This is a genomic window from Streptomyces viridosporus (genome assembly GCF_002078235.1).
GTDB lineage: Bacteria > Actinomycetota > Actinomycetes > Streptomycetales > Streptomycetaceae > Streptomyces > Streptomyces viridosporus.
This window is the reverse complement of sequence record NZ_MSGP01000609.1, coordinates 1-10,921: the sequence shown is the minus strand read 5'-3', so window position 1 is coordinate 10,921 and position 10,921 is coordinate 1. Positions and strand designations below refer to the sequence as shown.

General features: G+C 71.1%; 8 protein-coding genes and 1 tRNA gene. 5 read left to right on the top strand and 4 right to left on the bottom strand.

From position 1 onward, the window contains the following. The 3 genes from B7L92_RS34210 to B7L92_RS34200 all read right to left on the bottom strand — a co-directional run. The coding region (locus B7L92_RS34210) for an acetate--CoA ligase family protein (protein ID WP_081241130.1) at positions 1–1,491 on the bottom strand (1,491 nt) is incomplete at its 3' end. 4 nt (positions 1,492–1,495) lie between these two features. Then, a complete protein-coding gene (gene frc, locus B7L92_RS34205) occupies positions 1,496–2,737 on the bottom strand; it encodes a formyl-CoA transferase (protein WP_081241129.1) in 1,242 nt (413 codons plus the stop codon). Positions 2,738–2,747: 10 nt separating this feature from the next. After that, the gene (locus B7L92_RS34200) at positions 2,748–4,430 is read right to left on the bottom strand and encodes a thiamine pyrophosphate-binding protein (protein WP_081241128.1); all 1,683 of its coding nucleotides are present in this window, start codon (positions 4,428–4,430) and stop codon (positions 2,748–2,750) included. A gap of 190 nt (positions 4,431–4,620) precedes the next feature. On the opposite strand from B7L92_RS34200, the gene sucC reads away from it, so the two are divergent. From sucC to B7L92_RS34180, 4 genes are all read left to right on the top strand, one after another. Continuing rightward, positions 4,621–5,748 carry an ADP-forming succinate--CoA ligase subunit beta gene (gene sucC / locus B7L92_RS34195; RefSeq protein WP_081241127.1) on the top strand — a complete coding sequence of 376 codons (1,128 nt, stop codon included), beginning with the start codon at positions 4,621–4,623 and terminating at the stop codon, positions 5,746–5,748. Between the two features lie 14 nt (positions 5,749–5,762). Continuing rightward, positions 5,763–6,647 carry a succinate--CoA ligase subunit alpha gene (gene sucD, locus B7L92_RS34190; RefSeq protein ID WP_081241126.1) on the top strand — a complete coding sequence of 295 codons (885 nt, stop codon included), beginning with the start codon at positions 5,763–5,765 and terminating at the stop codon, positions 6,645–6,647. 78 nt (positions 6,648–6,725) lie between these two features. Beyond that, complete coding sequence (locus B7L92_RS34185; RefSeq protein WP_081241125.1) at positions 6,726–8,267, top strand: aldehyde dehydrogenase family protein; 1,542 nt, start codon at positions 6,726–6,728, stop codon at positions 8,265–8,267. Between the two features lie 192 nt (positions 8,268–8,459). Further along, a tRNA-Leu gene (locus B7L92_RS34180) sits at positions 8,460–8,544 on the top strand. A 147-nt stretch (positions 8,545–8,691) separates the two neighbouring features. Here B7L92_RS34180 and B7L92_RS34175 read toward each other — a convergent pair. Then, on the bottom strand, positions 8,692–9,423 hold the full coding sequence (locus tag B7L92_RS34175; protein WP_081241124.1) for an EcsC family protein: 732 nt from the start codon (positions 9,421–9,423) through the stop codon (positions 8,692–8,694). A gap of 527 nt (positions 9,424–9,950) precedes the next feature. Here B7L92_RS34175 and B7L92_RS34170 point away from each other — a divergent pair. Continuing rightward, a complete protein-coding gene (locus tag B7L92_RS34170; protein ID WP_081241123.1) occupies positions 9,951–10,895 on the top strand; it encodes a serine/threonine-protein kinase in 945 nt (314 codons plus the stop codon). Positions 10,896–10,921: the final 26 nt, after the last annotated feature.

Here is a 10,921-nt window from a genome sequence, read left to right as displayed (position 1 = left end):
CGCCCCCGCCGCCGTACGCCCCGCCTTCAGCACCACGACCGGCTTCTTCGGCACGGTCGCCCGCGCGGCCTCGACGAAGGCGCGCCCGTCCTTGAGGTCCTCCAGGTGCATCGCGATGCACTCGGTGCGCGGGTCCTCCCCGAACCAGGTCAGCAGGTCGTCCTCGTCCAGGTCCGACTTGTTGCCGAGTCCGACGATCGCCGACACACCCGTCCTCGTGGCGCGCGCGAAGCCCAGGACGGCCATGCCGATGCCACCCGACTGGCTGGTCAGCGCGACCCCGCCCTTGACGTCGTACGGCGTGCAGAACGTGGCGCACAGGTCCTGCCACGTCGAGTAGTAGCCGTAGATGTTCGGGCCCAGCAGCCGGATGCCGTACTCCTCGGCGATCTCGACGATCTCCTCCTGGAGCCCGTGCTCGCCGGTCTCCGCGAACCCGGAGGGGATCAGCACCGCGTTGGGGATCCCCTTGCGCCCCACCTCCCGCAGCGCGGAGGCCACGAACCGGGCGGGAATCGCGAAGACCGCCACATCCACCTCGCCGGGAACGTCGGTGACACTCTTGTACGCCTTGCGGCCCACGATGTCATCGGCCCGGGGGTTCACCGGATGGATCTCCCCGGCGAAACCGCCGTCGACGAGGTTGCGCATCACCGAGTTGCCGATCTTGCCCTGCTCGCCGGAGGCCCCGATCACGGCGATGGAACGGGGCTGCATCAACCGGCGCATGGAGGCGAGGATCTCCTCGCGCGAGTAGCGGCGGCGCTCCTTGGGCCGCTCGGTGGAGAGGATCACGCGGATGTCGGCGGCGACCGCACCGCCCGCCGTCGCGATCACCGGGTTGAGGTCCACCTCGGCGATCTCCGGGAAGTCCGTCACGAGTTCGGACACCCGGCGGATCTGCTCGGCGACCGCCCACCGGTCCACGCCCTCCTGCCCGCGCACGCCGCGCAGGACCTCCGCCGCCCGGATCGAGTCCAGCATCGACACGGCCTCGTCGGCGTCCACGGGCGCGAGCCGGAACGTGACGTCCTTCAGCACCTCGACGAGCACCCCGCCGAGCCCGAACGCCACCACCTTCCCGAACGTCGGATCCGTGACCGCCCCGACGATGACCTCCTGCCCCTTCGGCAGCAGCTCCTGCACCTGCACGCCCTCGACGCGCGCGTCCGCGTCGTACGCCCGCGCGTTCTCCACGATCCGGCAGAACGCCGCCCGCACCTCCGCCGCGCCCTCCACGCCCACGACCACACCGCCGGCGTCGGTCTTGTGCAGGATGTCCGGCGACACGATCTTCATCACCACGGGCCCGCCGAACCGCGCCGCGTACGCCACGGCCTCCTCGACGTCCGTCGCCAGCTCCTCGCCGGGCACGGCGATCCCGTACGCGTCGGCGATCACCTTGCCCTCGGGAGCGGTCAGCGCGGTCCGCCCCTCGGCGCGCACCGCGTCCAGCAGCGCGCGCACCTTCGGTGCCCGGTCCTCGGCCATCACCTCAGATCACCCCGTTCGACTTGAGCAGGCGCAGCTCCTCGTCCCCGAGGCCGAGCTCGCCGACGTAGACCTCTTCGTTGTGCTCGCCGAGCAGCGGGGAGGCCACCACGTCGACGGGGGAGTCGGAGAGCTTCAGCGGGCTGCCGACGGTGACGAACTCGCCGCGCTCGGGATGCGGGACGGTGACCACCATCCCGTTGGCGGCCAGCGAGCGGTCCTCGATGATCTCCTTGGTGGACAGGATCGGCCCGCAGGGGATGTTGCGGGCGTTCAGCCGCTCCAGCACCTCCCACTTGGGCAGCGTCGAGGACCACTCCTCGATCAGCTGGAACATCTTGTTCAGCTTCGGCAGCCGGGCCTCCGGCGTCGCCCACTCGGGGTCGTCGGCCAGCTCGGGCCGGCCGATGAGCTCGCTGATCGGCTTCCAGCCGACGGGCTGCACGATGACGTACACGTAGTCGTTCGGGCCGCCCGGGGCGCACCTGACGGCCCAGCCGGGCTGGCCCCCGCCCGAGGCGTTCCCGGAGCGGGGAACCTCGTCGCCGAAGTCCTCGTTGGGGTATTCGGCGAGGGGACCGTGCGCCAGGCGCTGCTGGTCGCGCAGCTTCACCCGGCAGAGGTTGAGCACCGCGTGCTGCATGGCCACGTTCACCCGCTGCCCGCGCCCGGTGCGCTCCCGCTGGAACAGGGCGGCGAGGATGCCCGCCACGGCGTGCACGCCCGTGCCCGAGTCCCCGATCTGGGCCCCCGTCGCCAGCGGCGGCCCGTCCTCGAACCCGGTGGTCGACATCGACCCGCCCATGGCCTGCGCGACCACCTCGTACGCCTTGAAATTGGTGTACGGGCCGTCACCGAACCCCTTGATGGAGGCGTAGACGATCCGTGGATTGATCCCCTTGATGCGGTCCCAGGTGAACCCCATCCGGTCGACCGCGCCCGGCCCGAAGTTCTCGACCATGACGTCGGAGCGCCGGATCAGCTCGGTGAGGATGTCCCTGCCGCGTTCGGTCTTGGTGTTGAGGGTGATGCTCCGCTTGTTGCAGTTGAGCATCGTGAAGTAGAGGGAGTCGACGTCCGGCAGGTCGCGCAGCTGCGTGCGCGTGATGTCGCCGGTCGGGGCCTCCAGCTTGACGACGTCCGCGCCGAGCCAGGCGAGCAGCTGGGTCGCGGAGGGCCCGGACTGGACGTGGGTCATGTCCAGGACGCGGATGCCTTCGAGGGCCTTGGTGGACGTTCCGGTCATCGCGGGCACCTCACTTGTACATGGTCTGGTTCATGGTTCCGGGGGCGTACGCGTCGGGGTCCACCCAGACGTTGATCAGCGAGGGCTTGCCCGACTCGCGGGCCCGGCGCAGGGCGGGGCCGATGTCGGCGGGGTCGCGGACCTCCTCGCCGTGACCGCCCAGCATCCGCGCGAACTCGTCGTAGCGCACGTCGCCGAGGGTGTTGCCGACCCGCTCGCGCTCCTTGCCGTACTTGGCGGCCTGGCCGTAGCGGATCTGGTTCATCGAGGAGTTGTTGCCGACGATGCCGACGAACGGGAGGTCGTAGCGGACGAGGGTCTCGAAGTCCCAGCCGGTGAGGGAGAAGGCGCCGTCGCCGAAGAGGGCGACGACCTCCTTGTCGGGCCGCGCCTGCTTGGCGGCGAGCACGAAGGGGACGCCGACGCCGAGGGTGCCGAGCGGTCCCGGGTCCATCCAGTGGCCGGGTGACTTGGGCTGCACGACCTGCCCGGAGAAGGTGACGATGTCGCCGCCGTCGCCGATGTAGATCGAGTCCTCGGTGAGGAAGTCGTTGATCTCGCTGACCAGGCGGTACGGGTGGATGGGGGAGGCGTCCGACCGGAGCTGCGGCAGCCGCTTCTCCAGGGCCGTCTGCTCCGCCGCCCGCAGTTCGTCCAGCCACTCCTTGCGCTTGGAGGCACCCCCGTTCACCCGCCCGGAGGCCGCCTCGGTCACCGACTTCAGCACCAGCCCCGCGTCGCCGACGATGCCGAGGTCGATGTCGCGGTTCTTGCCGACGGTGCGGTAGTCCAGGTCGATCTGCACGACGGTCGCGTGCGGGGACAGCCGCTTGCCGTAGCCCATGCGGAAGTCGAAGGGTGTCCCGACGATCACGATGACGTCGGCGTGGGAGAAGGCGTAGCGGCGGGAGAGCTGGAAGTGGTGCGGATCGCCGGGCGGGAGCGTGCCGCGCCCCGCGCCGTTCATGTACGCGGGGACGTTGAGGGTGCGCACGAGTTCGACGGCGGCCTCGGTGCCCCGGGTCGTCCACACCTGGCTGCCGAGCAGGACGGCCGGCTTCTCGGCGTGCACCAGCAGATCGGCGAGCCGCTCGATCGCCTCGGGGTCGCCGGCCGAGCGGGTCGAGGCACGGTAGGCGCCCTGCCGCGGCACGCGGGCCGAGGACACCGGCACCTTGGCGTCCAGCACGTCGCGCGGGATCTCCAGGAAGGAGGGCCCGGGCGCGCCGTGGTAGCACTCGCGGAACGCCATCGACACCATGTCCGCCGCGCGCGCCGTGTCCGGCACGGTCGCCGCGAACTTGGTGATGGGGCTCATCATGTCGACGTGCGGCAGGTCCTGCAGGGACCCCATCTTGTGCTGGGTCAGCGCTCCCTGACCGCCGATCAGCAGCATCGGGGACTCCGCGCGGAAGGCGTTGGCGACACCGGTGACGGCGTCGGTCGTCCCCGGGCCGGCGGTGACGACCGCGCAGCCGGGTTTGCCGGTGACGCGGGCGTAGCCGTCGGCGGCGTGGGCGGCGACCTGCTCGTGCCGTACGTCGACGACCTCGATGCCCTCGTCGACGCAGCCGTCGTAGATGTCGATGATGTGGCCGCCGCACAGCGTGTAGATGCGGTCGACGCCTTCGGCCTTGAGGGCCTTGGCGACGAGGTGTCCGCCGGAGATGACGTCCTGGGTGTCGTCGGGCATGGCGAATTCCTTGTCCCTTCATGGGGGGCGGGGAACGCTCTCGCGGTACATTGCATACAGTCGACGAATACTGTATGAAGCTTGTTATCCCGCATCCACCGGAGGGTGTCCAGGGGGTGCGCGGCACTTTTCGGTCGCCGGGCTCCGGCCCTTCTTCCGGCCTCCCGCGACGTCGCAGACAGGAGCCGAGATGGACCTGTACGAACACCAGGCAAGGCAACTCTTCGAGGAGCACGGCATCGTGGTGCCGCGGGCCGAGGTCACCGACTCGCCCAAACGGGCCCGGGAGATCGCCCGCCGGCTCGGCGGCCGCGTCGTCGTCAAGGCACAGGTCAAGACCGGCGGCCGTGGCAAGGCGGGCGGGGTCAAGCTCGCCGCCGACCCGGCCGCCGCCGAACTCACGGCCCGTCAGATCCTCGGCACGGACATCAAGGGCCACACGGTCGGCACGGTGATGCTGGCGCAACCCGTCGACATCGCCGAGGAGTTCTACGTCTCCTACGTCCTCGACCGCGCGGCCGGCCGCTTCCTCGCGATCGCCTCCGCCCAGGGCGGCACGGAGATCGAGGAGGTCGCCGCGACCCGCCCCGAGGCCGTCGCGCGCATCCCCGTCGACCCCGCCGAGGGGGTCACCTCGGCCACGGCGGCCCGCATCGCCGAGGCGGCCGGCCTGCCGCCGCGGACCGTCGACGTCCTCGTCCGGCTGTGGGAGGTCCTCACCCGCGCGGACGCCCTGCTCGTCGAGGTCAACCCGCTCGTCCGCACCGGGGACGGACGCATCATGGCCCTCGACGGCAAGGTCACCCTCGACGACAACGCCCGTTTCCGGCAGACCCGGTGGGGCGCGGAGGGCGCGGCCCACGACGACCCGCTGGAGGAAGCCGCGGCGGCGAAGGGCCTCAACTACGTCAAACTGGACGGCGAGGTCGGCATCATCGGCAACGGCGCCGGCCTGGTCATGTCGACCCTCGACGTCGTCGCCGGCTGCGGAGCCCGTCCCGCCAACTTCCTCGACATCGGCGGCGGGGCGTCGGCGCAGGTCATGTCGGACGGACTGTCCGTCATCCTCTCCGACCCGGCCGTGAAATCCGTCTTCGTCAACGTCTTCGGCGGCATCACCGCCTGCGACGCGGTGGCCGACGGCATCGTCCGCGCCCTGGACACCGTCCGGCCGACCAAGCCGCTCGTCGTACGCCTCGACGGCAACAACGCGGCCCGGGGCCGCGCCATCCTCGACGCCCGCGCACACCCGCTGGTCGAACAGGCCACCACGATGGACGGCGCCGCGAGCCGGGTCGCCCGACTCGCCACCACCTGAGGAGACAGGACGACATGGCGATCCACCTCACCAAGGAGAGCAGGGTCCTCGTCCAGGGCATGACCGGCGGCGAGGGCATGAAGCACACCCGGCGCATGATCGCGGCCGGCACGAACATCGTCGGCGGCGTCAATCCGCGCAAGGCAGGCCGGAGCGTCGACTTCGACGGTACCGAGGTACCGGTCTTCGGCTCGGTCGCCGAGGGCATGGACGCGACGGGAGCCGACGTCACGGTCGTCTTCGTGCCGCCCGCCTTCGCCAAGGCGGCCGTCGTCGAGGCCGCCGACGCCGGCATCGGCCTCGCGGTCGTCATCACCGAGGGCATCCCCGTCCACGACTCCGTCGCCTTCCTCGCCCACGCCCGGCACAAGGGCACCCGCGTCATCGGCCCCAACTGCCCCGGCCTGATCACCCCCGGACAGTCCAACGCAGGCATCATCCCGGCCGACATCGCCGAGCCGGGCCGCATCGGACTGGTCTCCAAGTCCGGCACGCTCACCTACCAGCTCATGTACGAACTGCGGGACACCGGCTTCTCGACCTGCGTCGGCATCGGCGGTGACCCCGTCGTCGGCACCACCCACATCGACTGCCTCGCCGCCTTCCAGGACGACCCCGACACCGACCTGATCGTCCTCATCGGCGAGATCGGCGGTGACGCCGAGGAACGCGCCGCGGCGTACATCCGCGACCACGTCACCAAGCCGGTCGTCGGCTACATCGCCGGCTTCACCGCGCCCGAGGGCCGCACCATGGGCCACGCGGGCGCGATCGTCTCCGGATCGTCCGGTACGGCGCAGGCGAAGAAGGAAGCGCTGGAAGCGGCCGGAGTCAGGGTGGGCCGTACGCCCACGGAGACGGCCCGGCAGGTGCTCGCAGCCCTGAACGCCGACGTCTGAGCCCTTTCGCCGAGTCCCCTTTCTCTCGGCTTTCTCTCGACTTTCTCTCGACCGTGCACCGAGAGCGGAGCGAACCGCATGCCACCCACCCTCACCCTCAAATCCGGCACCTCCTGGACCGACGCCTGGCAGCGCTGCCGCGCCGTCGCCCCCGAGGCCTTCCGGGACGACCGCCTCCTCAACCTCTGGAACGCCGCCTGGCAGGCGGACGGCCGGGTCCTGCCCGCCGTCAGCCCCGTCGACGGCACCCCCGTCGCGGGCCCGCCCCGCCTGGACCGGGCCACCGCCCGGCAGGCCGTGCGCGCCGCACTCGACCAGCACCGCGCCTGGCGCCACATCCCGCTGCCGGAGCGCCGGGCCCGCGTCGCCGCCACCCTCGACGCCCTCGCCGAACACCGCGACCTGCTCTCCCTCCTGCTCGTCTGGGAGATCGGCAAGCCCTGGCGGCTCGCCCGGGCGGACGTCGACCGGGCCATCGACGGCGTGCGCTGGTACGTCGACGGCATCGACGCGATGCTCGCCGACCGGGCCCCGCTCGACGGCCCGGTGTCCAACATCGCGAGCTGGAACTACCCGATGAGCGTGCTCGTCCACGCCGTGCTGGTCCAGGCACTCGCGGGCAACGCGGTCATCGCCAAGACCCCGACCGACGGCGGCGTCGCCTGTCTGACCCTGGCCTCGGCGCTCGCCGCCCGCGAGGGGATCCCCGTCACCCTCGTCAGCGGCAGCGGGGGCGAGCTGTCCGAGGCGCTGGTGCGGGCGCCCGAGGTCGGCTGCGTCTCCTTCGTCGGCGGCCGCGACACCGGAGCGGCGGTGGCCACGGCCGTCGCCGATCTCGGCAAGCGGCACATCCTCGAACAGGAAGGACTCAACACCTGGGGCGTCTGGAACCACTCCGACTGGGATGCGCTCGCGGCGGTCGTCCCCAAGCTCTTCGACTACGGCAAGCAGCGCTGCACGGCCTATCCGCGCTTCGTCGTCCAGCGACAGCTGTTCGACGCGTTCCTGGCGGCGTACCTGCCCGCGGTCCGCACGCTCAGGGTCGGTCACCCGCTCGCCGTCGAGCAGCCCACCGATCCCCACCCGCGGCTGGACTTCGGCCCGGTGATCAACGCCGCCAAGGCGAAGGAACTGCACGACCAGGTCGCCGAGGCCGTCGACCGCGGCGCCGTCCCCCTGTACCGGGGCACCCCGTCCGAGGCCCGCTTCCTGCCCGGCCAGGACACCTCCGCCTACGTCCAGCCGGTCACGCTGCTGAACCCGCCCCGCTCCTCCCCGCTGCACCACGCGGAGCCGTTCGGCCCGGTCGACACCGTCGTCCTGGTCGACACGGAGGCGGAACTGCTGGCCGCCATGAACGCCTCCAACGGCGCGCTGGTGGCCACCCTGTGCACGGACGACCGGGCGACCTTCGACCGGCTGGCCCCGCAGATCCGCGCCTTCAAGGTCGGCCACGGCGTCCCCCGCTCCCGCGGCGACCGCGACGAGCTGTTCGGCGGCCTCGGGGCGTCCTGGCGCGGCGCGTTCGTCGGCGGCGAGCTGCTGGTCCGCGCGGTGACGCGGGGACCGGCGGGGGAACGTCTGCCGGGCAACTTCCCGGAGTACCAGCTCATGCCGTGAGGGACCGGACGGCCGCCGCGCGCACACCATGAGTGGCCTCCCGGTCGCTCATGGTGGTGTCCCCGGCGTCGCGGAACCCCGGGCGACGGGCCGCCGTCCGACGACGGAAACGCAGGTGAAAGGCACTGCGAAACCTTGGTATGGTTGTCCACGTCGCCGCGGGGAACACCCCGGCACAGCGGCAGACACCTGGTCCGGGTGGCGGAATGGCAGACGCGCTAGCTTGAGGTGCTAGTGCCCTTTATCGGGCGTGGGGGTTCAAGTCCCCCCTCGGACACATCGCTGAATCGATGGCTCCGACCGTTTCGGTCGGGGCCATCGATTGTTTTCGTACGACCGAGGGCGACGCACGATGCCTCGGAGGGGGTGTGTCCAGCGAGTTGCACCACTCGCTGGACACACCCCGCCCGTACAACCTGGTTCGTTACTCCGGTTCCTCGGCCTGCAGGGTGCCATCGCGCAAGGCCTTGTCCGTGGCCCGTCCGATGACCGCGGTCGCTCCCGCGTCCACAGCGCCTCCGACAATGCCTCCCAGGATCGGGACCCCCTTGGCGAGCGTGATCGCGGCGCGCTTGGTTCCATACTTCGCGACTAGGTGGGTTCCGGCCTTCTTGTTGATCGCCCGGATCACCGTGATCGGGATCTTCTTGATCATCTGCTCACCGAACTTCTGGCCGACCTTCACGCCGAAGGACGCCAGGACATTCTGTGCGCTCATCCCGATCGCGAGCATCATCGCGACGGTCCGCACGTGCGGATCGCGGATGTCCCATCCTCGAAGGTGCGCGATGGCGCCGGCCATCCGCATGTTGATGGCGAGGGACGCGGCCACGTTCGCGGGGATCGTCACGCCTGCGGTGAGCAGCCCCCCGAGCCCGGTGACGAACCCCTGGGTCCCGGCCGCAGCCACGGACTCCTTGATGAGGCGGGCGACGACCGCGTCGATGTCGTCCTTCATGTCCTCGGGAGAACGGCGCTCCTCGTCATCCGGTGCACGGTAATCGTCACCCTGCCGACGCGAAAGACGGTCCTCGGCCCAGGCCGCCGACCCCGTGACCGGCCCCACGCCGTTCACCATGACCTTCTCCGCGAGATCGGCGACCCACCGCCCGGCCTTCTCGACCGCTCCCTCATCAGGAGTCTTCTCGTCGGCCATCACACACCCCTTCCGCGAGCGCCCCCACCGGGGGCGTCCCGCACCGCTGCGGGCAGGAGAAGGAGTCCGGTCGCCGGCATCCCGGCAAGGCTGCGGGCGGCTGAGGCCGCGTCCCCCCGCTACCGCCCGTCCACCCCTTCGCGCCACGACGTCCTTCGCCGCGCCGCCCTTCACGAGCTGAAGCGGCTACACCATCCCATGTAAGTGAAAGCGTCGTCAAATCAATTTCATTTGCTCGCATGTGCTCGATTCAGAGGCGGTGAATGGACTGCGTCGGCCGCCCCGCCCCGCAGTCGGCCTCCACCAGGAACGGGCTCGGCTGCCCGCTCCACGAGACGTGCAGGCCGTCCCGGGTCCGGGCCGCTCGGCGTCACGTTCGTGGGGTCCGTGCGGGATTCCGCGGGCCTCGATTTTTCGGACTGCGCCCGAGGCTGGTTGACTTCCTCCGCGCGGGCTGACGACGGCGGTTCTCCGGCCGGGCAGTCCGTGCGCCGACAGACCGCTGGGACTCATTGAGGGAAGTGAACGTGGAGCAGTTCGCCGCGGGCAAGGTACTGCGCGGCAGGTACCGGCTGGACCGGATTCTGGGCAGAGGGGCGATGGGGCACGTCTGGCAGGGGACGGACGTCTACCTGGAGCGTCCCGTCGCGGTCAAGACCGTCGCCGCGCATCTGCTCGCCCTGCCGGATTGGCGCCGCACCGCCCTGGCGCGCTTCGAGAGGGAGGCCAAGACCGCCGCCCGTCTGGACCACCCCAACGTCACCACCGTGTACGACGCGGCCGTCACCGAGGACGTCTGCTGCCTGGTGATGCAACTCGTCGACGGGACGACCCTCGACAACGTCGTCGACTGCGCCGACGACGGGCGCCTGCCCGTGCCCGCCGCGGTCTCCGTGGCCGCGCAGCTGTGCTCGGGGCTGTCCGCCGCGCACGCGGCCGGCCTCGTGCACCGCGACCTCAAGCCGCAGAACGTCATGGTCCGCACCAGCGGTCTGGTGAAGATCCTCGACTTCGGTCTGGTGAAGGTCCTCTCGGACACCGACCCGCGGCTCACCATGACCGGCGAGACGCTCGGCAACGTCGCCTACGCGTCGCCCGAACTCCTGTCGGGTGAGGAGCCATTGGACGGCCGCAGTGACCTGTACGCGGTGGGGTGCCTGCTGTACCGCATGCTCACCGGCCGTCCTCCCTTCCACAGCGAGGGCCCCACCGAGCTGGTGACCCGGCACCTCACCGCGTCCCCGCCCCGGCTGGCCGACCGCGGGGTCGACGCCCCGGCCGCGCTCCAGGACCTGCTGCACGCGCTGCTGGCCAAGCGTTCCGAGGACCGCCCCGGCAGCGCGGCGGAGGTGTACGTGGCCCTCGCCCCGTACCTGCCGGGTCCCGATCCGGCACTCGCGACCCGCAGGATGCCGCCGGAGGACCCCCGGCGGCCGTTCCTCGTGCCTCAAGCGCCGGTCATGCCGCGTTAGCCGAGACGGGACCGCGGCACGATCCC

What these genes read in the sequence shown, in the direction of transcription:
- frc (WP_081241129.1), bottom strand. Translation starts at nt 2,737, where the DNA reads ATGACCGGAACGTCCACCAAGGCCCTCGAAGGCATCCGCGTCCTGGAC.
- B7L92_RS34200 (WP_081241128.1), bottom strand. Translation starts at nt 4,430, where the DNA reads ATGCCCGACGACACCCAGGACGTCATCTCCGGCGGACACCTCGTCGCC.
- sucC (WP_081241127.1), top strand. Translation starts at nt 4,621, where the DNA reads ATGGACCTGTACGAACACCAGGCAAGGCAACTCTTCGAGGAGCACGGC.
- sucD (WP_081241126.1), top strand. Translation starts at nt 5,763, where the DNA reads ATGGCGATCCACCTCACCAAGGAGAGCAGGGTCCTCGTCCAGGGCATG.
- B7L92_RS34185 (WP_081241125.1), top strand. Translation starts at nt 6,726, where the DNA reads ATGCCACCCACCCTCACCCTCAAATCCGGCACCTCCTGGACCGACGCC.
- B7L92_RS34175 (WP_081241124.1), bottom strand. Translation starts at nt 9,423, where the DNA reads ATGGCCGACGAGAAGACTCCTGATGAGGGAGCGGTCGAGAAGGCCGGG.